The sequence below is a fragment of the Erythrobacter neustonensis genome, from assembly GCF_001663175.1.
Taxonomy (GTDB): domain Bacteria; phylum Pseudomonadota; class Alphaproteobacteria; order Sphingomonadales; family Sphingomonadaceae; genus Erythrobacter; species Erythrobacter neustonensis.
This window is the reverse complement of record NZ_CP016033.1, coordinates 1786169-1811553: the sequence shown is the minus strand read 5'-3', so window position 1 is coordinate 1811553 and position 25385 is coordinate 1786169. Positions and strand designations below refer to the sequence as shown.

Annotated in this window: 20 protein-coding genes; 11 read left to right on the top strand and 9 right to left on the bottom strand. The window is 66.5% G+C overall.

The window, feature by feature from the left end:
* Nucleotides 1–158: 158 nt before the first annotated feature.
* Together A9D12_RS08360 and A9D12_RS08355 are read left to right on the top strand one after the other, a co-directional pair.
* On the top strand, nucleotides 159–1490 hold the full coding sequence (locus A9D12_RS08360; protein ID WP_068350865.1) for an MFS transporter: 1332 nt from the start codon (nucleotides 159–161) through the stop codon (nucleotides 1488–1490).
* Between the two features lie 10 nt (nucleotides 1491–1500).
* Nucleotides 1501–2532: a LacI family DNA-binding transcriptional regulator gene (locus A9D12_RS08355; protein WP_068350864.1), complete on the top strand. Its 1032-nt coding sequence runs from the start codon at nucleotides 1501–1503 to the stop codon at nucleotides 2530–2532.
* A gap of 64 nt (nucleotides 2533–2596) precedes the next feature.
* Here A9D12_RS08355 and A9D12_RS08350 read toward each other — a convergent pair whose 3' ends face one another.
* The 6 genes from A9D12_RS08350 to A9D12_RS08325 form a co-directional block, all read right to left on the bottom strand.
* Complete coding sequence (locus A9D12_RS08350; RefSeq protein WP_068350863.1) at nucleotides 2597–3727, bottom strand: acyl-CoA dehydrogenase family protein; 1131 nt, start codon at nucleotides 3725–3727, stop codon at nucleotides 2597–2599.
* 22 nt (nucleotides 3728–3749) lie between these two features.
* A complete protein-coding gene (locus tag A9D12_RS08345) occupies nucleotides 3750–4946 on the bottom strand; it encodes an acyl-CoA dehydrogenase family protein (protein WP_068350862.1) in 1197 nt (398 codons plus the stop codon).
* Nucleotides 4947–5329: 383 nt separating this feature from the next.
* A complete protein-coding gene (locus A9D12_RS08340; protein ID WP_068350861.1) occupies nucleotides 5330–6430 on the bottom strand; it encodes an LLM class flavin-dependent oxidoreductase in 1101 nt (366 codons plus the stop codon).
* A gap of 46 nt (nucleotides 6431–6476) precedes the next feature.
* Entirely contained in the window at nucleotides 6477–7391 is a 915-nt protein-coding gene (locus A9D12_RS08335) for an aldo/keto reductase (RefSeq protein ID WP_068350860.1), read from the bottom strand.
* A gap of 2 nt (nucleotides 7392–7393) precedes the next feature.
* Nucleotides 7394–8398, bottom strand: a complete 1005-nt coding sequence (locus A9D12_RS08330; RefSeq protein WP_068350859.1) for a LacI family DNA-binding transcriptional regulator — start codon at nucleotides 8396–8398, stop codon at nucleotides 7394–7396.
* Nucleotides 8395–10380: an alpha-glucosidase gene (locus tag A9D12_RS08325; protein WP_068350858.1), complete on the bottom strand. Its 1986-nt coding sequence runs from the start codon at nucleotides 10378–10380 to the stop codon at nucleotides 8395–8397. Before A9D12_RS08325 ends, A9D12_RS08330 begins: the two co-directional genes overlap by 4 nt.
* Before the next feature lie 165 nt (nucleotides 10381–10545).
* Between A9D12_RS08325 and A9D12_RS08320 the strand changes: the two genes are divergently transcribed.
* The 8 genes from A9D12_RS08320 to A9D12_RS08285 all read left to right on the top strand — a co-directional run bounded on the left by A9D12_RS08320 (nucleotide 10546) and on the right by A9D12_RS08285 (nucleotide 19624).
* Nucleotides 10546–12864: a TonB-dependent receptor gene (locus tag A9D12_RS08320; protein WP_068350857.1), complete on the top strand. Its 2319-nt coding sequence runs from the start codon at nucleotides 10546–10548 to the stop codon at nucleotides 12862–12864.
* 112 nt (nucleotides 12865–12976) lie between these two features.
* Nucleotides 12977–14251 carry an MFS transporter gene (locus A9D12_RS08315; protein WP_082925473.1) on the top strand — a complete coding sequence of 425 codons (1275 nt, stop codon included), beginning with the start codon at nucleotides 12977–12979 and terminating at the stop codon, nucleotides 14249–14251.
* 74 nt (nucleotides 14252–14325) lie between these two features.
* On the top strand, nucleotides 14326–15414 hold the full coding sequence (locus A9D12_RS08310) for a YeiH family protein (RefSeq protein ID WP_068350855.1): 1089 nt from the start codon (nucleotides 14326–14328) through the stop codon (nucleotides 15412–15414).
* Entirely contained in the window at nucleotides 15402–16904 is a 1503-nt protein-coding gene (locus A9D12_RS08305; RefSeq protein ID WP_231889579.1) for a glycerol-3-phosphate dehydrogenase, read from the top strand. The genes A9D12_RS08310 and A9D12_RS08305 overlap by 13 nt, the downstream gene beginning before the upstream one ends.
* Nucleotides 16901–17473, top strand: a complete 573-nt coding sequence (locus A9D12_RS08300) for an NADPH-dependent FMN reductase (RefSeq protein ID WP_068350854.1) — start codon at nucleotides 16901–16903, stop codon at nucleotides 17471–17473. Before A9D12_RS08305 ends, A9D12_RS08300 begins: the two co-directional genes overlap by 4 nt.
* Complete coding sequence (locus A9D12_RS08295) at nucleotides 17473–18084, top strand: 3,4-dihydroxy-2-butanone-4-phosphate synthase (RefSeq protein WP_068350853.1); 612 nt, start codon at nucleotides 17473–17475, stop codon at nucleotides 18082–18084. Before A9D12_RS08300 ends, A9D12_RS08295 begins: the two co-directional genes overlap by 1 nt.
* A complete protein-coding gene (locus A9D12_RS08290) occupies nucleotides 18081–19289 on the top strand; it encodes a molybdopterin-dependent oxidoreductase (protein WP_068350852.1) in 1209 nt (402 codons plus the stop codon). The genes A9D12_RS08295 and A9D12_RS08290 overlap by 4 nt, the downstream gene beginning before the upstream one ends.
* Nucleotides 19286–19624, top strand: a complete 339-nt coding sequence (locus tag A9D12_RS08285; RefSeq protein WP_068350851.1) for a hypothetical protein — start codon at nucleotides 19286–19288, stop codon at nucleotides 19622–19624. Before A9D12_RS08290 ends, A9D12_RS08285 begins: the two co-directional genes overlap by 4 nt.
* A gap of 114 nt (nucleotides 19625–19738) precedes the next feature.
* On the opposite strand, the gene A9D12_RS08280 is transcribed toward A9D12_RS08285, so the two are convergent.
* Entirely contained in the window at nucleotides 19739–22873 is a 3135-nt protein-coding gene (locus A9D12_RS08280) for an autotransporter outer membrane beta-barrel domain-containing protein (RefSeq protein ID WP_068350850.1), read from the bottom strand.
* A 305-nt stretch (nucleotides 22874–23178) separates the two neighbouring features.
* Between A9D12_RS08280 and A9D12_RS08275 the strand changes: the two genes are divergently transcribed.
* Nucleotides 23179–23931, top strand: coding sequence for a superoxide dismutase (locus A9D12_RS08275; protein ID WP_068350849.1), 753 nt, complete (start codon nucleotides 23179–23181; stop codon nucleotides 23929–23931).
* Between the two features lie 27 nt (nucleotides 23932–23958).
* Here A9D12_RS08275 and A9D12_RS08270 read toward each other — a convergent pair whose 3' ends face one another.
* Together A9D12_RS08270 and A9D12_RS15035 are read right to left on the bottom strand one after the other, a co-directional pair.
* Nucleotides 23959–24597, bottom strand: a complete 639-nt coding sequence (locus A9D12_RS08270) for a Fe2+-dependent dioxygenase (protein ID WP_231889578.1) — start codon at nucleotides 24595–24597, stop codon at nucleotides 23959–23961.
* Nucleotides 24500–25381 carry an energy transducer TonB gene (locus A9D12_RS15035; RefSeq protein ID WP_082925472.1) on the bottom strand — a complete coding sequence of 294 codons (882 nt, stop codon included), beginning with the start codon at nucleotides 25379–25381 and terminating at the stop codon, nucleotides 24500–24502. The genes A9D12_RS08270 and A9D12_RS15035 overlap by 98 nt, the downstream gene beginning before the upstream one ends.
* Nucleotides 25382–25385 lie beyond the last annotated feature (4 nt).

The following is a 25385-nucleotide window of genomic DNA, read 5'->3' as shown; positions in this document are numbered from 1 at the left end:
CGCGCTTCTTGGGGCGCTGACGGATCATGGACTATCAATCTTGCAAACGATTGCAAGAGGAATCTTGCAATCGTTTGCAAATGTTCCCGAAACATGTCACCTCTTGGCCACAGCACCGGCTATAAGGTGCATGCATATACCATGGGATGAGGCGCCATATGTCGGAAAAGCCACGGCTTTCGCTGCTCAGAATCATCGAGATGAACATCGGTTTCTTCGGCCTGCAATTCAGCTTCGGATTGCAACAGGCCAATATGGGCCCGATCTATGGCTTCCTCGGCGCGGACGAGGCTTCGATGCCGCTATTGTGGCTGGCGGGCCCGATGACCGGGCTCATCATCCAGCCGATCGTCGGCGCGATGAGCGACCGGACCAACACCCGTCTGGGCCGCCGGACGCCATACTTCCTGATCGGCGCAGTGATCTGCACCCTCGCCCTGTTCGCGATGCCCTATTCCGCCACGCTGTGGATGGCGGCCTCGCTGCTCTGGATCCTCGATGCTGGCAACAACATCACGATGGAGCCCTACCGGGCCTATGTCGCCGACCGCCTCGCGCCCGACCAACGTTCGATCGGGTTCCTGACGCAAAGCGCCTTTACGGGACTTGCGCAGACGCTGTCCTATCTTGCCCCCAGTCTGCTTACCGCATTCGTCGCGCGCGATGTGCTCGATGCCAACGGGATCCCGGTGATCGTGCGGATCGCCTTTGTGATCGGTGCGATCCTGTCGCTCTCGACGATCCTGTGGTCGGTGCTGCGGGTGCGCGAATTGCCGCTTTCGGCCGCGGAGCAGGCGGAACTTGACGCAAAGCCGCTGACGGTGCGCGCGACTTTGGCCGAGATCGGCAATGCAATCGCCGAAATGCCGCGCCCGATGCGCCAGCTCGCCGCCGCGATGCTGTGCCAATGGTATGCGATGTTCGCTTACTGGCAGTATATCACCTTTGCGGTGGGCCGCTCGCTTTACAACACCAGCGATCCTGCCAGCGCCGCCTTCCGCGCGGCGACGCTGACCACACAGCAGGCGGGCGCGCTTTACAACTTCATCGCCTTTATCGGCGCCCTGGTGCTGATCCCCGTGGTGCGCCGCTTCGGCGCGCGGCCGACACATGCGGTGTGCCTTGCCGCATCGGGCGCGGCGATGCTGCTGATCCCGGGTGTCTCGACGCCTGCGGGGCTGTTCGTGCTGATGATCGGGATCGGAATCGGCTGGGCCGGGATGATGGGGAACACCTACGTCATGCTGGCCGACTGCATCCCGCCGCACCGCAACGGGATCTACATGGGCATCTTCAACCTGTTCATCGTCATCCCGATGCTGATCCAGACGCTGACGATGCCGCTGATCTATCGTCCGCTGCTGGGCGGCGATCCGCGTCATGTTCTAATGCTGGGGGGTGTCTTGATGCTGGCGGGCGCGCTCGCTACGCTGCTGGTGGATGCCGGACACCGCCGCCCCCGCGACACGGGGGAGCTGCTTGCCGGCTAAGAGGACAGCAATGCCGAGCGGCGACGACAAGCCTATGCGCACCGCGGTGCGCACCATCACCGATCTGGCGCGGCTGGCGGGGGTCTCCCCCGGCACGGTCAGCCGCGCGCTGGCGGGCAAGAGCCTCGTCAACACCCAGACCCGCCAGAAGATCGAGGCATTGGCGCGCGAACACGGCTTTCGCCCCAACCAGATGGCCAGCGGCCTCAGGCGGCAGAAAACCGGGGTGATCGGGGTCGTGATTCCCTTGGGTCACGATATCCGCCAGCAGATTTCCGACAGCTTTTTCATGACCTTGCTCGGCTTTCTCGCCGACGAGCTGACCACCAACGGCTATGACCTGATGCTGCGCCGGGTGGTGCCCGAAACCGATCCCGACTGGCTCGACCGGTTCATCGGTTCGGGGATGATCGACGGGGTGATCGTGATCGGCCAGTCCGACCAGTTCGACCGGATCGAGGAGGTTGCCGATAGCTATCGCCCGATGGTGGTGTGGGGCAACCACACCGAGGGCCAGCGGCATTGCGTGGTCGGCACCGACAACCGCCTTGGTGGCAGGCTGGCAGCCGAACGCCTGATTGCCGCCGGGGCCAGCCGCATCGCCTTTCTGGGCGACACCGGCCCGATCGAATTTGCCGCGCGCTTCGCCGGGGCCGAGGATGCCGCGCGAAAGGCTGGTATCGCACCCATCCTGCCGCTCTCCACCCACCTTTCGCCCGACCGCGCAAGCATCGAGATTGCCGCACATGTCGCAGCGCATGGTGCTGATCTGGAAGGGATTTTTGCCGCGACCGATACGCTGGCGGCGCTCTGCCTTACCGAATTGCGCAAGCAGAAGATGGCGGTGCCCGGCGATGTCAAAGTGGTCGGGTTCGACGATCTGCCGATCGCGCGCCAGACGCTGCCGGCCTTGACGACGGTGCGGCAGGATATCGCTGCGGGCGCGCATGGTCTTGTCGATCTGCTGCTGCGCCGGCTGGCGGGCGAGGCGACCGAGAGCCTTGTCCTGCCGCCCGAACTGGCGCTGCGCGATACCGCCTGAGCGCATCAAAAAACCCCGCCAGCGGCATACCGCGGGCGGGGTTTTTCCCTAATAGCAGAACGACTTAGCTGAGCGCGACGTGGCGCTTCAGGTGATGGTCGACATTGCCGAATTCGCTGTCGAAAATGGTCAGCCGCTTGAAATAGTGGCCGATCGCATATTCATCGGTCACGCCGTTGCCGCCGTGGATCTGGACCGCTTCCTGACCGATCAGGCGGGCGGCCTGGCCGACCCCGACCTTGGCGGCCGAAACCGCCAGCTTGCGGGTCCGTTCGTCCGAACCCAGACGCAGCGTGGCGAGGTAGGTCAGCGACACCGCCTGTTCGTAGGCGGTGTACATGTCGACCATGCGGTGCTGTAGGACCTGGAAACTCCCGATCGGCACGCCGAACTGCTTGCGCTGGCGGCTGTATTCGACCGTCATCGCGTGGGCGACCTTCATCGCCCCGCAGGCTTCGGCACACAGCGCGGCGATCGCTTCGTCGGTGACGGTTTCGATCAGCGCAAGGCCCTCGCCCTCCACGCCGATCAGCGCGTCTGCGCCGACCGCAACGTTCTCGAAATAGACTTCCGAGGCGCGGCGGCCATCGACCGTGACATAGTCGCGGGTGGTGACGCCGGGCGTATCCTTGGCGAGCAGGAACACCGAAACGCCGCTGCGATCGCGCCGCTCGCCGCCGGTGCGTGCGGTGACGATCAGGTGGCTGGCCCAGGGCGCGCCGATCACGACCGCCTTGTGCCCGTTCAGCACATAGCCCGCGCCGTCCTTCTTCGCGGTGGTTTCAAGATCGGCATAGTCGAAGCGTCCGCGCGGTTCAGCATAGGCGAAGGCGAACACCGCAGCGCCCGAAACGATCGCGCCGATATGCTCTTCCTTCTGCGCCGCGGTGCCTGCGTGCTTCAGAAAGCCACCTGCGCAGACCACCGTGGGAAGGAAGGGCTCGATCACCAGACCCTTGCCGAATTCCTCCATGATGACCATCGCATCGACCGCGCCGCCGCCGAAGCCGCCATCGGCTTCGCTGAAGGGCATGCCGAGGATGCCGAGTTCGGCCAACTGGCTCCACACCTCGGGCCGCCAGCCTTCACTGCTCGCGATGGCCTTGCGGCGCTCCTCGAACCCGTATTGCTCACGCACCAGCCGCGAGAGGCCGTCGCGCACCATGCCCTGTTCTTCGGTGAAGTTGAAATCCACGAATTCTCTCCCGTCGTCCGGCTTAAAGGCCGAGGATCATCTTGGTGATGATGTTGCGCTGGATCTCGTTCGATCCGCCATAAATACTGGTCTTGCGCATGTTGAAATAGGTCGCCGCCGCGTGAGCCGCGTAGTCGGGGCCGACCGGGTGTTCGTTCGAGCCGTTGTCGTTCGACACCCCGCCCATATAGGGCGCACTGTAAGTGCCGACCGCTTCCAGCGTCAGTTCCGTGAGGCGCTGCTGGATTTCGGTGCCCTTGATCTTGAGGATCGAGCTTTCCGGCCCCGGCCCCTTGCCCGCCTGCTCGCCCGCGAGCGTGCGAAGTTCGGTGATTTCGAGCGCGGCCAGATCGATTTCGAGCTGGCTGACCTTCTTGGCGAAGTCGAAATCCTTGATCAGCGGCTGGCCGTCCAGCGTTTCATGCGCCGCGATCTCGCGCAGCTTCTCCACGCCGCGCTTCGAGCGGGCGACCCCTGCGATACCAGAGCGTTCGTGCGCAAGCAGGAACTTGGCATAGGTCCAGCCCTTGTTCTCCTGCCCGACGAGGTTTTCGACCGGCACGCGCACGTCAGTGAGCCAGGTTTCGTTGACCTCGTAGCCGCCGTCCAGAAGCTTGATCGGCTTTACCTCGACACCCGGCGTCTTCATGTCGACCAGGATGAAGCTGATGCCCTCCTGTGCCTTGGCGGTGGGATCGGTGCGGCACAGGAAGAAGCCCCAGTCGGCGTGCTGGGCGAGCGTGGTCCAAGTCTTCTGGCCGTTGATGACATAGTGGTCGCCATCGCGCACCGCGGTGGTCTTGAGGCTGGCAAGGTCGGAGCCCGCGCCGGGTTCCGAGTAACCCTGACACCACCACACTTCACCGCTGCGGATGCCGGGCAGGTGCTTGGCCTTCTGTTCCTCGTTACCGAAGGTGTAGATCACCGGGCCGACCATCGAGACACCGAAGGGCAGCGGCATCAGCGCGTTGACGCGGGCGTTTTCTTCGCCCCAGATGTAACGCTGGGTCGGGGTCCAGCCGGTGCCGCCATATTCGACCGGCCATGCGGGAACCGACCAGCCCTTCGCCCCAAGGATCTTGTGCCACGCGACGAAGTCTTCGCGGTCCATGTCTTCGCGCATGCCGAAATCAGCGAGGTGCTTGGGGTAGTTCTCGGCGATGAAGCTGCGGACCTCTTCGCGGAACGCCTGCTCTTCAGGGGTGAACTCGAGGTTCATGGGGTCTCTCCTCAAAAAATCGGTTTCGATTTGCGATACGTCTTGTCACCCTGCGCGGACGCGGAAAAGAGGAAAATGTCGGGCCGTTGCCGAGGGTGGGGGAGCCGTAGGGGAATGTTTCACGTGAAACACGCAAGGCAAGGGGGTCAGGACGGGTCTAGAGAGGGTCTGGAGGGGGTCTGAACGGTGCCAAACGCTGTTTGAGTCGCTTTGCGAGGGGGGCAAAACCGACCTACAAATTGGCCGATGTCAGGCGTTGGAGCCCCTGCCCCGAACCCCGGTCTGCCTAGGGCCGAGCAGCAAGCGCACGCGCTCTGCCGCGCAGCAGCAGACACGCACCGCGGGCGGGCCTGCACAAGGCAGGCTCGCACACGAAACGCCCCTTAAAATTCGAGCGGGCCGTGGCTAATATGCGGCAGCACATGGCGCGCGAACAGGTCGGCCTCCTGCGCATGCGGGTAGCCCGAGAGGATGAAGGCTTCGATCCCCTCGGCCTGATAGGCGCGCAGCTTGGCCAGCACCTGATCGGGCGTGCCGACGATCGCGGCCCCGCAGCCCGAACGCGCACGGCCGATGCCGGTCCACAGGTTCTCTTCCACGAAGCCGTCGCCGTCCGCCGCGCCGCGCAGTTCCTGCTGGCGCTGGACGCCGTAGTTCTTCGCATCGAGCGACTTTTCGCGGATCGCGCGGCCTGCCTCGTCATCGAGCTTGGAGAGCAGCCGGTCGGCATAGGCGCGCGCCTCGTCCTCGGTCTCGCGCACGATCACGTGGGCGCGGTAACCGAACTTGAGGCTGCGCCCGTAATTGGCCGCGCGCGCTTTCAGATCGGCGATGTTCTCACGCACCTTGGCAAGCGTGTCGGGCCACATCAGGTAAACATCCGCCGCCTCGGCAGCGCATTCGCGCGCCTCGTGGCTGAGGCCGCCGAAATAGAACGGCGGGCACTTGCCATTCAATGTGGTGATGCGCGGGGGATCGAGTTTCAGATTGTAAAACTCGCCCTGAAAATCGAGATGTTCGCCATTCAGGAGCGTGCGGACGATCTTCATGATCTCGGTCCCGCGGCGATAGCGCGGGCCGCTCTCGATCTTTTCGCCCGGCATGTCGGAGGAGATGATGTTGACGTTCAACCGCCCGCCGGTGCCGCTCGCATTGGGGCCGAGGATGCGGTCAAGCGTCGCGATCCGGCGCGCGAGCTGCGGCGGCCAGTCCTCGCCCATGCGCGTTGCCCACAGGAGCTTGATGCGCTTGACCTGCGTCGCGACCGCGGCGGCGAAAATGGTGGTGTCGACGCCAAGCTGATAACCCGAGGGCAGCAGGATATTGTCGAACCCACCTTCCTCGGCGCGCAGGACGATGTTGCGGCAATGCTCCCAGCTTGACGCGAGATAGGGGTCGGGAACGCCGAGAAACTCGTAATCGTCATCGCACAGCGCGGAAAACCACGCGATTTCGCATTGCTGTGCCGAAGCCTGCTGGGTCATGTCTTACGTCCTCGTCCAAGTCTTGTGTTCTGGTGCGGCGCGCGTGTCAGGGCAGTGGCACGCCCCGCGCCGCGACCAGCACCGCATACCATTCGGTGCGCGTCCAGCGGACGGTAAGCGCCTGCGCGCCCTCGGCAATCCGGGCGGGGTTCTGCGATCCGATGATCGGGATGATCCCCGCCGGATGCGCCATCAGCCAGCTGTAGGCTGCGACCGTGCGCGACACGCCCTGCGCCTCGGCCACGGCATCGAGCGCGGCGGCCACCGCCTTGTCGCGCGCGGTTTCGGGCGCAGCAAGACGACCGCCGCCGAGCGGCGACCATGCCATCGGGGTGAGGCCCAGCATCATCGCCTGATCAAGCTCGCCGTTTTCGAAGCAGTCGATGCGCAGCGGGCTGATTTCAGGCTGGGTCGTCGCCAGCTTGTGCCCGAGGAAATGTTGGAGCGCGGCGGTCTGTGCAATCGTGAAGTTGGAAACGCCCAGTGCCTTCACCTTGCCGCTCGCCACCGCATCGTCGAGCACGCGCGCGGTTTCCTGCGGATGGGCGAGGATATCGGGACGGTGAATCTGCCACAGATCGACACTGTCCACCTTCAGCCGGCTGAGCGAATTGTCGATCGCCTCGCGCAGGTAATCCGCGCTCTGATCGTAAGGGAGCGGGGGCAGGATGCCGCCCTTGGTGGCGAGCACCATCTTGTCCCGCAGCGACGCATCGCCGGCCAGCACCTCGCCCAGCAGCGCCTCGGCATCGCCGAAACCGCTCTTGCCGTCGAAGCCGTAGATATCGGCGGTGTCGAGGAAGGTGATCCCGGCATCGAGCGCAGCGTGCACCAGCCTGGCCGCGTCAGCGGCGGTGCGGCCATCCTCGGCCAGCCGCCACATCCCCCACGCGATCGGGGAGACTTCGATATCGCTGTTGCCAAGACGGCGGGTGGCGGGCGGCAGGGGCAGTTCACTCATGCTTAGTTCCTCTTTGGGGGCGCGACCGAAGCGCGCTCGACAAGGTCGTGGGGCAGGCGTTTGTGGGTGATGTCCCCGCCTGCGATCAGGATCTGGGTCGCTGTGCGGGCGAGGTCCGCCATCGGCTGGCGAATGGTGGTGAGCGGCGGCCACACGGTGCGCGCCAGCGTGGTATCGTCGAACCCCGCGACCGACAGTTCGGCAGGCACGTTGATCCCGCGATCATGCGCGACCGCGAGCACGCCGGCGGCCATGTCGTCGTTCGAAGCGAAGATCGCGGTGGGCCGCTCGGCGCTATCGAGCAGCATCCGCGCGCCCGCGACCCCGCTGTCGAAATCGAACTCGCCGTCGACCACAAGGCTCGGCTCGAACGGGATGCCGACGCGGTCCAGCGCGCGGCGGTATCCGAACAGGCGGTCGTCGGACGCCATGTGGTTGGTGTGGCCCTTGATGAACCCGATCCGCCGGTGGCCTGCATTGATCAGATGCGTGGTCATGTCATCGGCGGCCTGCGCATCGTCCATGAACACGCTCGAGGTGAGCGCATGGTTGGTGCCGGGCGAAATCCGCACGAAGGGCACGTCCATCCCTTCGAGCGCGCGCAGCACGCTTTCGCAATCGGTCACGGGCGAGGACAGGATGATCCCGTCGACATGGGTTTCGCGCACCAGCCCGCGCACCTGATCGCCCACCGCCGGATCGGCGACATCGACCGGCTGGGCGAGCAGGCGGATGCCGTTGTCGTGGCACACCTCCCAGCAGCCCTTCTGGATCTGGAACATGTAATAGGGGCTGTGATTGTCGTAGATCAGCGCGACCTGCCCCGATTTTGCGCCCGACAAGATGCGCGCCGCGACCGAAGGGCGATAGTCGAGTTCCGCCATCGCCTTTTCCACCCGCGCCTTCAGTTCGGCGCTGACATAGGGGTGGCCGTTCATCACCCGGCTGACGGTCTTCACCGCCACCCCGGCGCGCGCGGCGACATCGCGGATGTTCGCGCGGCTCATGCGGCTAAGCTTTCGAAGATGTGGGCAAAGGCGCTGGCCGGGCGATAGAACACCGGCGGCGCGCCGATCGGGGCCTCAACATCGTGCCAGCCCGGCGCGTAATCGCGCCCGCTCCACAAGTGGCGCCACGCGCCCTCGCCCGGAAGATAGACCCGGCGCGCCTCGGCGCCTTGCTCGATCACGGGGGCCACCAGCATGTCCGCGCCATACAGGAACTGGTCCTGGATGGTGAAGGTCTCGGCGTCCTTGGGATAGTGCAGGAACAGTGCGCGCTGTGCGGGCAGGCCGTTTGCCTGCGCCTCGGTGACAAGGTGCTGCACATAGGGCGCGAGCGCGGCGTGGACCCGGCTCCAGCGCACGAAGCCCGCGATCAGCGTGTCGTTGCTGTCGATCTGGAGATTGTCGTCGGGCCGGTTGCCCTCGTGGGTGCGAAACACCGGGCTGAAGGCGCCCAGTTCATACCAGCGCAGCATCAATTCCTCGCTGCGGACATTGCCGAACAGGCTGGTGTAGCCGCCGACATCCGAATGGCTGAAGGCATTGCCGACCAGCCCCGATGACAGCGCGGCGGTGATCACCGTGCCGATCCCGTCATGGCGGCTGAAATCGACCGACTGGTCGCCTGCCCACAGCAAGGGGCAATGCACGGAGACGCCGGTGTGCCCGGCGCGCATGAACCACAGCACATCGCCCGTGCGCCCGCGCGAGGCGACAGCGCGCGCATTGACCTCGGCCCAGCGCACCGGCCAGCGGTTGTGCTCCTGCATCGGGTCGCCATCGAAGAGGCGCAGGTCGGTGGGGAGATATTCGCCGAAATCGGCCATCCAGCCATCGAGCCCGAAATCGAGCATCCGCTTGCCGATCACCTCTTCGGCAAACCACGCGGCAGCCTCGGGATTGGTGAAATCGACCACGCCGGCATAGAATTCGCCGAAATCGACCGCGTAGGGTTCATCGCTGTCGAGGCATCTGGCGAAATATCCCTTGGCCGCAGCCTCGGGATACAGCGGGCCATCGACCGCGAGATAGGGGTTCACATAGCCAAGAAAGCGGATGCCGCGCTGTTTCAAGGCGGCGATGCGCAGCGGCAGATCGGGATAACGCTGCGCATTCCACTGCCAGTCCCAGAACAGCCGGCGCCCGAAACTGGTCTCGCGCACGCCGACCCAGTCTTCGCACCACAACCCGCTGATGGCGGCTCCGGCTTCCAGCAGATGTTCGAGCCGTTCGAAACTGGCATCGCCCTGTTTCAGCCCGACCACCGCGCCGCCGATCCCCCATTCGGGCAGGGGCTGACGCGGGCCGAACCGCTCGCCCAACTGCCGGGTGAGTTCGGCGGGAGTGCCTTCGAACAGGTCGATAATAACCTCGCCAGACCAGACATGCACCCGCAGGATGCCCGGCTGCCGCGCGTCGAGTTCGGCATATTCGGCATTGGCGAGGCTTATCGCCCAGCCGCCCGAACACAGCACGGTGGGTTCGGGATAGTTGGTCGTCCAGTAATCGCCGCCGGCAAAGCTGCCATCGGCGCTCGCCTGATCTGTAAGATGCGTGCCGGGTTCGCGCCCGACGCCGGGCTCGCTCGTCCAGATCGGGAAATTGCGGCCGTTCAACGCGAGGTAGCTCATCTGCTCACCCCCGCCCCACAGCACGTCGCCATCTTCGAGCGCGAAATCCACCGTGATCCGGTCGTGCGGCGACAGCGCGGTGAGCGTGAGGCGCGCCCCATCGAGCACGACCGCGAGTCTCGCGGTATCATCGGCGCTCGAAAGCACCATCCGCCCCGCCCCCTCCGCTTCTGCGCGCGATAGTGGCCCTGCGGCAACAGGCGCATCCAACAGGCGAAAATTGCCGCGCACCATCGTCACCTCCGGCGCGCCGCAAGCCAAGGAAATCGCGAGGCTTTCGGGCACATGGCGCAGCACGTCGCGGCCTGCCAGACGCAGTGCAAATCCCCCGTCGCATGGTGTCATTTCGACCATCTGCGCTGTGCAATCCCTCTCCGACCGGTTGCTCGGTCTCGTCTGACACCGCTTGACATAGCCAAGCCAAAAGCGCAACCCGACCCGCAAAGATCGACCGTTCGAGCGGAGGCTGAAACCTGCCGCCCGTAAGAGTCGATCACGTCCAGAGGGGAGAACACAGCAATGCCCACCACCACCCGATTCGCGCTGCGCACGCTTGCGCTGACCGCCAGCACACTGGCCTTCACCGCCGCCGCGCCGGTGCTGGCACAGGTCGAAGAAATCGTCGTAACCGCCCAGAAGGTCGAGGAAAACGTCCAGGACGTGCCGATCGCGATCAGCGCGGTTTCGGGCGACCGGCTGGATCAGGCTGCGGTCTTCAGCCTTGAGAATATCGGCGCGGTCGTGCCTTCCGTGACCTTCCGCAAGGGCACCACCAGCGCCAACAGCGCGATCGTGATGCGCGGTGTCGGCACGATCACCTTCTCGGTCGCGGCAGAACCCAGTGTGTCCACCGTTGTCGATGGCGTCGTGCTCAGCCGTTCGGGTCAGGCCTTCATGGATCTGGTCGATATCCAGCGCCTCGAAGTGCTGCGCGGGCCGCAGGGCACCCTGTTCGGCCGCAACGCTTCGGCAGGTCTGGTCAACATCGTCTCCAAGGGCGGGACCGACACCCTCGAAGCCGAAGTCGGTGCGGACTGGTTCGAAGGCGACGAATACCGCCTGCGCGCCGCGATCAGCGGGCCGATCGCCGAAAACCTCAGCGGCCGCGTGACCGGGTTCTACGGCAGCTATGATGGCAACATCACCAACATCAATGGCGGCCGGAACAACAAGGTCAACGGCTACGAACGGTTCGGCGTGCGCGGCATTCTCGACTATGACGACAACATCAGCACCGTCCGCCTGATCGCCGATTACTATGAGGCCGACGACGATTGCTGCACCGATGTCACCGGCGCCAGCCGCGGCGCGGTGCAGGATGCGCTGCTCGCGCTGCCGAACGGCGTGGCAATTGGCGAGCGACAGCGCTTCGTCAATCACGACTTTGAAACCCGCGCCGAGGACCAGCAGTGGAGCCTGACCGGCAACGGCGATTTCGAACTCAGCGACACGCACACGCTCAGCGTCGTGCTGGGCTATCGCAACTGGGAAAATACCGAATTTCGCGAAGGCGATTTCCTGCCGCGGGCGATCGTCGGCGCGGGCCAGTTGCACGATGTCGGCACGGTCAAGACCGAGCAGGTTTCGGCCGAAATCCGGCTTGCCTCGGATCAGAGCGCGCCGTTCTTCTATCAGGTCGGCGCGTTCGCGTGGCGGTCCGACAACTCGCAGGATTTCACCCGCAGCGGCGTGACCTGCGCGACCTCGACCCTGCCCGCGCTGCCGGGCGGCGCGGTGCCGTGCAATCTCAATGACCGGGTCAACACGCTGTTCCCGACCGCAACCTCGCGCAGCGACGTGACATCGAAGAACTATGCGATCTTCAGCCAGGCGACCTACCGCTTCACCGAGCAGCTCTCGCTGACGGGCGGCCTGCGTTACACCTGGGACGATCTGTCCTTCACGCACACCCGCGCGCCCGCCGTGAATGCGGCGACCGGGCTTCCGGCGGCAGGCCCGGGCACCAACCTCAACCCCGCGGGCGGCCTGATCGCCAACGGCGGCAACGGCACCAACACCAGCCGCGGCGAAACAACCAACGGCAACCTGTCGGGCAAGGCGGTGCTGCAATTCACGCCGAGCGACGATGTGATGTTCTACGGGTCCTACACCCGCGGCTACAAGGGCCCGGCCTTCAACGTCTTCTTCAACCACACCGCCCCCAACAACGCGGTGCCGATTGACGAGGAATTGTCCGACAGCTTCGAAATTGGCGCAAAGACGCAGTTCCTCGACAACCGCGTGCAGTTGAATGTCGCGGCCTTCACGGTCGAATATGACGGGTTCCAGGCCAACAACTTCATCGTCGTCAACGGCGCGACGATCTCGAACCTGACCAATGCGGGCACGGTGAAGAGCGAAGGCTTCGAAGCCGATCTGATCGTCAACCCGGTCGATGGCCTCAACCTGCGCGCCAGCGCCGCCTATGCCGATGCGCGGGTCAAGGAATTCAACCCCAACCCCACCACCGGCGCGCCCGATGCGCGCAACGGCACCGTGCTGCCGCTCGCCCCGCGCTTCGTCTATACGCTGGGCGGCGACTACACCAAGGAGCTCGGCGATGCGGCGGTGCTCTATCTCAACACCGATTACCGCCATACCAGCACGCAATATTCGGACCTTGGCCAGTCGCCCAACACCCGGATCGATCCCTATGGCATCTGGAATGCCTCGATCGGGGTGTCGGATATCGAGGACAAGTACCGGCTGACCTTCCACGTGCGCAACATCACCGATGAAAGCTACGTGCTGCTTAACATCGAGAACGGCCGCCGCTTGCAGATCCCGCGCGATGCGGATCGTTATGTCGGCGTGTCCCTGCGCGTGCGGACGCGCTGATCGCGCCCGAGGATTGCAATCACGAGGGGCCGTCGGAGCGATCCGGCGGCCCTTTGTGTCTCGGCTTGCCCCATGCTTGCGCTTTCCCTGCTGCTTTCGTTAGGAACCCGTGATGGCCGCTGACATTTCTCCACCCCATCACACCGCCATCCCCGTGCGGCTGCGCTGGGCGCTGTTCACGGTGCTGTGCATCGCGGGCGTGTTCAACGCGATGGACCGCCCGATCATCGCGATCCTGAAGCCCGACATGATGGCCGATTTCGGCTGGAGCGACAGCGACTTCGGCGATCTGGCCGCGGTGACGCAGTTTTCCGCGGCCTTTGCCTTCCTGTTCACCGGCTGGCTGGTCGACCGCCTGTCGGTCAACCGCGCAATGCAGGTCGGCGCGTCGGCGTGGAGCCTTGCCGCGATCGCGCACGGCTGGGCGATCACCACCTCCCACGTGATCGCGGCGCGCATGGGCCTCGGCGTGACCGAGGCGGTGCAGACTCCGCTGACGATCAAGACCGTCGCCACGCTGTTCCCGCCCGACAAGCGCAGCTTCGCCTTCGGCTTTGCGACGCTGCTGGCGGGCGCAGGCACGATCGCGATGCCTTTCGTGATCCCCGCGCTCGCGCTCAGCGTCGGGTGGCGCGGGGCCTTGGTGGCGGGCGGGATCGGCGGCTTTGTCTCGCTCATCGCGTGGATGTGGCTGGCGCGCGGGATCGCGCAGTTGCACACGCGCCGGGACGCATCGAAAGGCGAGGTTGCCGGCGGCGAGGCTTACGGCGCGATTCTGAAAAGCCGCCAGACGTGGGGCATCGTCGTCGCCAAGGCGCTTTCCGACATGACCTGGTGGTTCATCAATTTCTGGCTCGCCGATTACTACCGCAAGGAATTCGGCCTTTCGACACTGGAGCTTGCCGTGCCGCTGGCAATTGCCTTTGCCGGATCGGGGCTTGGCGCGCTGGGTGCCGGATGGATTTCGACCCGCCTGCTCGAAGCCGGGTGGAGCCCGAACCGCGTGCGCAAAAGCGTGATGCTCGCCTGCGCGCTGATCGTCGCGCCGCTGCCGCTGGTGCTGGCGATGGACAGTTTCTGGCCCGTGGCGGTGATGATCGGGGTGGTGATGGCGGGGCATCAGGGCTTCTCGCTCTCGCTGTTCTCGACGATCACCGATGTCGTTCCGCAGGCCAAGGTCGGCCGCGTCACGGCCTTCGGCGCGTTCATGGGCAACATGGGCGGGGTCGCGATCAGCCTTGTCGCGGGCCGCGTGCTCGATGCAGGTTATGGCTTCGTGCCGCTCTTCGTGTTTGCCTCGGCCTCCTATCTGGTGGCGCTGGCGTGGTTCCAGTGGCTCATCCCCGTGATCCGGCGCCCGCAAGACGGGGCTGATCTGTTCGCATAGGCGGCCGTGGTTGCCAAAGCGGACGGCTCGGGTTAGGGATATGACACCGTGAGACAGAGCAGGATCAGACGCGCATGAAGCGTGGCCCCGCCCCCCAGTTCGAGGCTTTTGCCGGCGATCTCTATGGCGAGATGATGCTCGCCGATACGGCGGATGCGGCGCGCGCGCAGAAGAAGCCGCTGTCGCGCTTCGTCCCCGGTCTTGCGATCAGTGCCATCGCGGGCGCGGCGGCGGCGTGGCTGTCGCAGAATTACGGGGTGCCGGTGATCCTCGCCGGGCTGCTGCTCGGCCTTGCGCTCAATTTCGCCTCCGCCGATCCGCGCACGCATGACGGGCTCGACGCGGTATCCCGCCACGGCCTGCGCGCAGGGATCGCGCTGTTAGGATTGCAGGTCACCGCGATGCAGGTCGCCGCGATGGGGCTGGTTCCCTTTGCGGGGCTCGCGCTGGTGATGGCCTCGGCGCTTGTCGCCGCGCTCGCCGCCGCGAAGGCGACGGGGCAGAGCCCGGCGATCGGGCTGCTCGGCGGCGGGGCGACCGCGATCTGCGGCGCGTCGGCGGCGCTGGCGCTTTATGGCGTGATCGGGCGCGAGCGGGTGGATCAGGCGCAGTTCACCCTGACACTGGTGATCCTTGCCGCCGCAAGCGCGATCGCGCTGATCGCCTATCCGCCCTTGACCCAGATGCTCGGCTTTACCGATGCGCAGGCGGGTTTTCTGGTCGGCGCGTCGATCCATGACGTGGCGCAGGCCATCGGTGCAGGCTTTGCCGTGTCGGATGCAGCGGGCGCGCAGGCAACCGTGGTGAAGCTCACCCGCGTCGCATTGCTCGCCCCGCTGGTCACGCTCGCGGCGCTGTGGATCGCGCGCGCGCAGCCGCTGCCCGCCGGCGTCGGCCGCGCAAAAGTGCCGCTGCTGCCGGGCTTCATTCTGGCCTTCCTCGCGCTGGTTGCGTTGAATTCGCTCGTCACCCTGCCCGCGCAGGTTGCCGCCGCCTCGCTCACTTTGTCCAAGACATTGCTGCTGCTCGCGGTTACCGCCACTGCGATGCGGACGCGCACCGATCTGCTGCTGGGCCTCGGTTGGCGCGCGGTGATGCCGGTGCTGGCAGCAACCATCGCCTCGCTCGTGGTGGCGCTGGGCTTTGCCGAATGGGTGATCTGATGGAGCAGACTTTCGACCTTGCGGTGATCGGCGGCGGCGTCAACGGCGCAGGGATCGCGCGCGATGCGACAGGGCGCGGAGCACGCGTGCTGCTGCTCGAACGCGGCGATCTGGCGGAGGGGACATCGTCCAATTCGACCAAGCTGATCCACGGCGGACTGCGCTATCTCGAACATTACGAATTCGGTCTGGTGCGCGAGGCACTGAGCGAGCGCGAGGTGCTATGGGGCATTGCGCCGCATATCATCTGGCCGCTGCGTTTCATCCTGCCCCACCGCCCCGGACTGCGCCCGCGCTGGCTGGTGCGGCTGGGGCTGTTTCTTTACGACCACCTTGGCGGCAGAAAGCGGCTTCCGGCGGCCGAGGGCGTCGATCTGACCCGCCATCCCGCCGGCGCGCCGTTGCAACCGCAATACACCCGCGCCTTTGCCTATTCGGATGGCTGGGTCGACGATGCCCGCCTCGTCATCCTCAACGCGCGCGATGCGGCGGATCGCGGGGCCGAGGTGAGGACGCGCTGCGAGGTTACCGCGCTCGCCCGCGAGGGTGAGGTGTGGCGGATCACGGCGGGCGGCGAGACCTTCCGCGCCCGCGCCGTGGTCAATGCCGCCGGGCCGCGCGTGCTCGACCTCTTGGGCCGTGCGGGCGAGCCTTCGGCGCAGAAGATGCGGCTGGTGCGCGGCTCGCATATCGTGGTGCGCCGCCTGTTCGATCACGACTATGCCTATTTCTTCCAGCTGCCCGACGGGCGGATCTTCTTTGCGATCCCCTACGAGACCGATTTCACGCTGATCGGCACCACCGATGTCGATCACGACGGATCGCTGGCCGAAGTGAAGGCGAGCGCGGAGGAAATCGCCTACCTGTGCGCGGGCGCATCGGAATATTTCCGCACACCCGTCACGCCCGACGATGTCGTCTGGACCTATTCCGGCGTCCGCCCGCTGGTCGACGACGGTTCGGGCAAGCCCGAGGCGGCAACGCGCGGCTACCGCTTCGAGGTCGATGGCGGCACCGACGGCACGCCGCCGCTATTGTCGGTGTTCGGCGGCAAGATCACCACCTATCGCCACCTCGCCGCCGAAGCGGTCGATCAGCTTGCGCCCTACCTCCCCGCGCTGAAAGGTGGCGACTGGACGGGCAGCGCCAGCCTGCCCGGCGGCGATTTCGCCATAACCGAGGCGGGTGCCAGGATCGCCGAGCTTGCCGCAGCCTATCCCTTCCTCTCGCAGCGCGCCGCGCAGCGGTTGATCCGGCTTTACGGCACGCGCGCCTCTGCCTTCCTTGGCGATGCGGTCAGCCTTGCCGATCTGGGCGAGGATTTCGGCCACGGCCTTACCGCTGCCGAAGTCGACTACCTTGTCGCCAGCGAATGGGCGCGCACCGCCGCGGATGTCCTGTGGCGGCGCACGAAGCTCGGCCTCCATTTCACGCCTGCGCAGACCGCGCGGCTCGAAGCCTATCTCTCTGAAAGGATCACCCCCCAATGACCCGCATTGTGGCCCTCGGCGGCACGGTCAATCCCGGTTCCTCGACCGAACAGGCGCTGCGGCTCGCGGCCAGTATCGCGGCTGCCGACGGGGCCGAAGTGACCGTGTTCGGCGGCGAATATTGCGCCGCCCTCTCGCACTACCGCGGGCCGGGATACACTTCCGAAATGGGCGCAGAACTGGTCGAAGCGGTGCGCGCGGCGGACGGTCTGCTGATCGCCGCGCCGGGGTATCACGGCACGATTTCGGGCGTGATCAAGAACGCGCTCGATTATCTTGAAGACCTCGCGCGCGATGAGCGCCCCTATCTCGATGGCCGCGCGGTCGGGCTGATCGCCACCGCCTTCGGCGATCAGGCATCCATGTCGACGCTGCTGACGATGCGCGCGATCACCCATGCCTTGCGCGGCTGGCCGACCCCGATGGGCGCCACGATCCGCACCTATCAAGGGCTGTTCTCCCCCGATGGCGAATGCCTTGACGAACGCGCGCGCGGGCAGATCGAGCTGGTGGGCAAGCAGGTGGTGCTCGGCGCGAAAAGCTTTGCCGCCGGACGGGATCTCGCCTGATGAGCGGCGATCTGGACGCGGCGCTGGCGGCGATTGCTGCCGGGCGGATCGTGGTGATCGCGGGCGACGCGCTGCGCGGCGGGGATATCGACCTGATGGTGGCCGCGCACCACGTGACCCCCGAAGCGATCAATTTCATGGCGACGCATGGCCGCGGCCTGATCTGCCTTTCGGTCACGCCGGAGCGTGCTGCGCAGCTTGGCCTCACCCTCATCAATCCCGGCACCGCGCGCCAGACCGGGCGGCCGTTCGCGCGCTCGATCGAGGCCGAGGAAGGTGTCTCGACCGGCATTTCGGCGGCTGACCGCGCGCACACGGTGCGCGTGGCGATTGCCGACGATGCGGGCCCTCAGCACATCCATTCGCCCGGCCACGTCTTCCCGCTGATCGCCCGCGCGGGCGGCGTGCGCGAGCGCGCGGCGGCGTGCGAGGCGGCGATCGATCTGGCGAGGGCAGCGGGCGCGGGCGATGCGGCAGTGATCTGTTCGATCATGCGCGACGATGGCGAAATGGCGCGGATCGACGATATAGCCGATCTGATCGCTGCGCATGGTCTCGAAGTGGCCGATATCCGCGCGCTGATCGCCCGGCTGGAAGCGGCGGACGCATGACCGAACGGGCACTGACCCGGCGCGCGCTGATCGCCGGTGCGGGCACCGCTGCGCTGGCGGCGCCTGCGGTCGCATCGCTTTCCGGGATGATCGACCTTGGCCTGCCCGGCGGGCCGAGCCTCAGGCCCACCACCCCCGATTTTCCGGGCAAGAGCGGGATGATCGTCCAGCGCATCCGCCCGCCGCTGCTCGAAGCGCCGATGGCCGTCTTCCGCGAAGGCACGATCACCCCCAACGCGCAGCATTTCGTGCGCTGGAACTGGGCGATGCCGACCGAGGTGAAGGCAGGCGCGCACCGCGTGGCGGTGGGCGGCGCGGTCGGCAAGCCGGTGTCGCTGACGCTCGACCAGATCGCGGCCGCGGGCGAACAGCTCTCGATCGTTGCGGTCAACCAGTGCGCGGGCAACGGGCGCGGCCTGTCGCAGCCGCGCGTCACCGGCACGCAGTGGGGCAACGGCGCGATGGCCTGCGCCAAGTGGACCGGGGTGCGGCTGCGCGATGTGCTGGCGCTGGCGGGCGACATCGCCCCACAGGCGCGGCGCGTGCGCTTTGCCGGGCTCGACGTGCCGCTGACCGACGGCGCGCCGCAGTTCATCAAGTCGGTGCCGATGGATATTGCGCTGCGCGATGATGTGCTGGTCGCCTGGGCGATGAACGACGAGCCGCTGTCGATCCTCCACGGCTTTCCCCTGCGGATCGTCGTGCCGGGGTGGTTTTCGACCTATTGGGTCAAGATGCTCTCGACCATCGAGGTGCTGACCGGCGAGGACGAGAGCCATTACATGGCCGAAACCTACCGCTTTCCCACCGCACCGGTCGCGCCGGGTGACAAGGATTTTCCCACCGTCCCGATCACCGCGATGCCTCCGCGCAGTTTCATCACCAGCCACGCCGATGGCGACACGGTTGCGCTGGGCGAACCCGTGACGCTCGAAGGCTTTGCCTTTGGCGGTGATTGCGGGGTCGAACGCGTCGATCTGGTCGGCAAGGGCTGGGAAATTCCCTGCGAACTCGGACCCCAAGAACACGGCCCCTATGCCTTCCGCCGCTGGCGGTTGACGCTGCCGCAGGTCGCGGGCGACCTTGCCGAAATCGGCGTGCGCGCGGCCAACACCAAGGGCGCGGTTCAGCCCGATGCGCTGGTCTGGAACCCTTCGGGCTATGCCCGCAACGTGATCGAACGCATCACCCTGAGGGCATCATGAAGCCGCTGATCGCTCTACCGCTGCTGGCGCTGCTCGCCGCCTGCGATTCCGCGCCGCCGGTGACGTTTCAGGATGCGAGCATCACGCTGCCCGACGATCCCGGTGAGCTGCCCGATCTTGCAGGCCGCGATGCGGTGATCGCCAATTGCACCGCGTGCCATTCGCCCTCGACCATGCTCCAGCAGCCCCGCGTCCCGCGCGAGAAGTGGGAATCGATCGTGGGCAAGATGCAGTCGCTCTACAAGGCGCCGGTCGACGCGGCCGCGGTGCCGCAGATCGTCGATTATCTGGTGGCGATGCAGGATGATGCTGCGGGCGATGTTTCTACTCCGTAGAGCTTCGCTTCCACCTGAAACAGCGCCGTGACGCTCCGCTGAACGCGGTCTAACAGGCGTTTGAACGGGTCTGAAGGGGGTCTGGCACGGGCCAAACCCCCTCCTGCCGTATCGTCAGAAACCGACCCGCAGCGACGCGCGCAGGCTGTAGCCCAGATTGCCGAACTGGTCTTCGAGGCCCGCCTCGCCGCCGATCCGGTAGCTGCCGCTGCCGCCCATCACGCGTGCGCGCGCAAACCAGCCCGAGCCGCCGCCTTCGCTGGCCAGCGTGAACGGCGTGCCGGTGTTGTAGCGCGCACGGGTATCGCCCAGATCGTCGGTCAAAAGTTCGCGCCAGCCGCCTTCTGCCTCGATCCGCAGCCAGCCGCGGTCGTTGCGCTGCATCCCGAACAGATCGGCCCCGACTGCCAGCGCGCCGTTGATGCCGACCTGCTTGCTCGACCGCGCATCGACCGTAAGGTTCAAGGCATTGCCGCCGCCGGTTTCGGTATAGCCGTCTTCCTTCAGGCGCAGATAATCGACCACCACCGACGGGCGGAAGAAGAAGAACTGCCCGCCGCCCTCGATCGAGGCACCACCCGCGGCGCTGATGAAGTCGCCCTTCCATTCGCGTGCGATGGTGTAGTTGGCGGCATCGGTGCCCGCGCCCTGGAACAGCCGCGTGCCCGAGAAATCTGCCTTGCCCGCGCCCGCGCGCGCAAAGGCGATGACGGGGCCGAACTTGCCGCGCCAGTGTGCGCCCGCTTCGTAGCTGGTGCCCTTGACGGTGTTGGCGATGAGGCCGCTGTCATGCTCGTTCGACAGATAGCTGCCGGTCACGCCGAAAGCGCCGATCGCGGTGAGGTATTCCACCCCGAGCCGTGCGCCATAGCCCGACAGGTCGAAGGCCGCGCTCTCGCCGCGGTCCTTTTCGCTGTTCCAGCTGGCGACATCGGCCAGCACCCGGAACTTGCCGACCGCGTCGAACGGCGCATCGGGGTCCATGAAATGCCGGTTGAAGGCGCGCAGGCCCTGGCTCAGGCCCTGGAAATTGCCGCCCGCATGATCGGGCAGCGTCTGCGCGACATAGGCTTGGAACACGGTCGCATCGGTGATGCCGAGGAACAGGTTCGACACCTTCACGTCCTTCGACAATGCGGCGAACAGCGGGTCATAGGCGATCGTTTCGGAGGCATTGAGCCCCAGCTCCGCGCCGGTCTTGCGCGCCACGGTGACGTTGAGCGTGTTCCCGCTCACCGCCAGCGCGCCCTTGAACAGGAACGGCAGCAGCGTGTTGTCGGCGGTGAGGTTGCTCGCGCCGGTCAGGCTGCCTGCGGTCAGCACGCCATAGGTGCCGCCGGCGGTGGTGAGATCGGTCAACCGCACGCGCACCTTGGTGCCGGCGGCAAAGGTTGCCGCACCCGTCACCGTGATCGCGGTGTTGGTGCCCGCCGCACCGCCCACTGTCACACCGAGGATCGAATTGGCCCCCATGTCGAGGCTGGCGATGGTCGATGCGCCGGTGATCCCGAAGGAGCCGCCCGCCACATTGACCGCGACATTGGCCGAATTGGCAAGCACGCCGGCAAAGGCCGCGGTGCCCGCAAGGCTCATCGTGCCCGCGCCGCCGCCGAAATCGGCATTGCCCAACATCACCGCGTCACCCGACAGGACCAGCCGGTTGGTGCCGGCACCGAAGAAGATATTGCCCGCCAGCGCGCCGTCGAGCACTTCGACGAGGTCATTGCCGCTGCCCAGCCGGATATCACCGGTGATCGTGGGTGCGGCCACGCTGGGCGACACCACGATCTGGCGCACGATGCTGTCATCGCTGCGCGCGGTCAGATCGATCGCGATATTGCGGCCCGAACCCGCCGCGGCGCCGGTCGCGCTGATGGTCGCGCTGTTTTCGATGAGGCCCAGCGTCCCCGAAAGATCGCGGATCGCATAGGCGCTGCCGGTTGCGATGGTGCCGGCCGAAATCGTGCGATTGGTGCGCAGCACGGGAACCGTGGCATCCGCGCCGATCAGCAGGCCGGTGGCGGTGCCGGTGCCGGTGGTGCCGCTCACCGCAGCGGCCAGCGTGCCGTTGTTGCGCAGCAGCGCGGCAGTGGTGGTTCCGGCGATTTCGAGCGCGGTGGCATTGCCCCCGCGCGATGCGGCGCCGATCTGGCCGTTGATCTCGATCCCGCCTGCGATGGCGACATCGCCGCCGCGTCCGCCGATCCGCATGCCGGTGGCATTGACGCCCTGATAAACGCCGTCGCCAAGGATCGTGCCCGCCATCACGATGCCGAACCCGCTGTTGGTGCCCTGCGTCGCGCCGATCGTCATGTCGGCTGCGCCGCCGATCTGAACTGCAGGTGCCGCGCCATAGGCGATGATCCGGGTGGTGCCTTCCTTGGCATCCTCGATCCCGTCATTGTCTTCGTCGAGGTTGGCGGTGTCGGTGTCGGTCGGGGCGATCTCGAACACGATCCCGCGCGCCAGATTGCCTTCGATCACCAGCGCGCTGCCGCCTTGCAGCAGGTCGTCCGCGTCAAGCTTGGTCACGTCAGCGGGGAGCGTGGTCGAACGATAACCGGTTGCGGTGATCGTGCTCTGGACTTTCAGGGTGCCGGCGTAATCGCCGGTCAGCACCGCCCCTTGTGCATCCTGACCGCGCACCGAGATCGTGCCGGCCAGCCGGACATTGCCGGTGGCGCCGGCCAGCGCGACGCCGACGGTGTTGTTGCCCGTCACCGTGGTCGAGCCTTCGAGCGTGACCGCGCCGTTGATCGGTGCCGATGCGCGCACGCCGGCCGAATTGTTGCCTTCGACCACCAGCGTTCCGGTCTGGACGAGGTTGCCGGTCAGCGGCCCGTCGATGCGGATCGCGGTGCGGCCCGTGCCGGACGCGAACGGCCCGTCAAGATCGCCGTCGGTATCGGTGTCGGTCGGGGCGAAGGTTTCATCGATCGTGATCGTGCCCGAATTGGTGATGTTGGCGGTGCGCGCGCCCGTCACCAGAATGCCGGTCGCATTGTCGGCGTTGGTGACCGTGATCTTGCCCGCATTGGTGACCGCGTGGTTGCTGTCGACCGTGACCGCAGCGCCGCTGGTGACGGTGACCGACCCCGCGGTCTCGATCCGCACCGAATCGGGCTGACCATTGTTGACCGTGGAGGTGACGACCGGGGTGGTGCGCGCCGTGGAAATGACGGTCTGGGCCGAAAGCGGCGCGGCAAGCGCGGCAAGCGCGGTTCCGGCGAGAAGCGTGCGGGGATGCATTACGGGGATTCCTCCAAGTCTGTCCAAAGGTCAGATGGCTCCCTTGGCGCGAAACCATCAGGAGCGCGATGTTTTTTCGATATTTGTGCGACGAAACGCCGACCAATGATGCATCCGTGCCGCGGTTGCGGGCCTGCGCCCCCGGCGCGGCGGCGATGCATCGCGCGGCTGATCGGTCTGCCCTGCACCGCGTTCGTCCTGCCGGATTTTCCGGGGCGCGGCAGACACATATTTGTGGCAGGAAAGTTTGTGAGGCGAACAGCGCGCGATCATGCGCGGCCGCCCTTTGCCATCTGGAGAGATCGATGACCCGTCCTGCCGCTTTCGCCCTTGCTTCCGCGCTTGCGCTTGCCGCGGTGGGCGCCGCGGGCTGCGCGCCGGTGGTGGCGCAGACCGCGCCTGCGCCTGCCCCCGCCGCCGCCACGCCTGCGCCCGCCGCCTTCACCCTCGCGCCGCTGCCCTATGGTTATGATGCGCTCGAACCGGTGATCGACACCGCGACGATGACGGTTCACCATTCCAAGCACCACCAAGCCTATGTCGACAATCTTAACAAGGCGGTCGCCGCCGATCCGGCGCTGGCGGGGATGACCATCGAGCAACTGGTGGTGCGCGCGGGCACGCTGCCGGCCGCGGTGCGCAACAATGCCGGCGGGCACTGGAACCACACCTTTTTCTGGGAGACGATGGCGCCCGCCGCGCGCGTCGGTGCGATCTCGCCCGCGCTGGCGGCGGCGATCGATGCGCAATTCGGCTCGATGGATGCCTTCAAGGCCGCGTTCAAGGCCGCGGGCACCGCGCGCTTCGGCTCGGGTTGGGTGTGGCTGATCGTCGGTGCCGACGGCAAGCTGGCGATCACCTCGACCCCCAATCAGGACAACCCGCTGATGGATGTCGCCGAGGTGCGCGGCACCCCGATCATCGGCAACGACGTGTGGGAACACGCCTATTATCTCAAATACCAAAGCCGCCGCGCCGATTATCTCGACGGGTGGTGGCAGGTAGTCGACTGGGGTAAGGTCTCGGCGCGTTATGCCGCGGCCAACGCCGCGCGCTGACCACCCGCACCGTGATCTGCCGCGCCGTCACGCATCGGCGTGGTGGCGCAGCAGGTTGTGATAGGTGCCCGTCAAGGCAACGATCCCCGGATCGTCGACCCCCACCTTCGCGGCGAGCGACTGGATCGCCTGATCCATCCGATAGAGATTACCGCGCACCGTGGGATCGCGCACCATCGACTGCACCCAGAAGAAACTCGCCCGCCGCCGCCCGCGTGTGACCGGCTCGACCCGGTGGAGCGAGGAGGCGGGATAAAGCACCCCGTCGCCTGCGGCGAGCTTCACCGATTGCGCGCCGAAATCGGTTTCGATCACCAGTTCGCCGCCATCGTAGCTATCGGGGTCTTCCAGAAAGATCGTCATCGACAGGTCGCTGCGCACCCGCCAGTCGGTGCCCGCGCGCACGCGCAGCGCGTTGTCGACATGGTTGCCGAACGCCTGCCCGCCTTCGTAGTGATTGAACATCGGCGGATAGAGCCGGTGCGGCAGCGCGGCGGAAATGAACTGCGGATTGGCCTGCAATGCGGCGAGCACGATCTGCCCGGCGCGCACGGCGGCCTCACTGTCTTCAGGCAGCTGGAGGTTGTTCTTCACCAGCCGCGCCTGCACCCCCGATGTCACCGTGCCGCCCGTCCATTCGCCCGCGTCGATCACGCTGCGCACCATCGTCAGCCGGTCGGCATCGAGAATTCGGGGTATCGCAATCAGCACGGTGATGGGACTTTCTGCCGGAGGTGAGAACAAAGGGAATTTCGACGATCCCGCGCACCTTGATCGCCTGGCCCGCCTGTCGCCGGGGCTGCCAGCGCCAGCCGCGCACGGCATTGAGCGCAGCCTCGTCAAGCCGGCGCGAGCCGCTGCTGGTCGCGACCGAGATCGCCTCGACCCGGCCGTCGGTGCCGACGATCACGAGCAGCACCGCGGTGCCTTGTTCGCGTTTGCGGCGGCTTTCGTGGGGGTAACGCGGCGGATCGCCGGCGACAAGGCTGGTCTCGAGCCCGCTGTCGGCAATCATCGGCGGCGCAGCGGCGGGCGCGGGAGCGGAGACTAAGGCCGGGGCTGACGCGGGCACCGGCGGCATCGGAACAGGCGCGGGCGCAGGCGCGGCAAGGTCGAGCCGCACCGGCACCACCGGCCCCGCCACCGCCAGCGCGAGCGGCGCGGGCGGCGCGCTGACCGCGGCCGGCGCATCGACGGGCGGCTCCGCTGTGGGCGCGGGTGGCGGCGGCGGCGGTGGGGCGGGCGGCGGCGCGGCGGTGGTCAGATCGACCGTCACCAGCCGTTCTTCGGGCGCTGTGCCGATCTCCGCCGACAAGCTCAGCGCCAAGGGCACGAACACTGCCTGCGCCGCCGCCGCCAGCGCCAGCGCGCGCCAGCTCGGCCGCCGGCCTGCACCGAAGCGCGCACGCCCGCTGACGGGGATGTCGGAGGCGAGCGCTTGCGCGATCATCGGA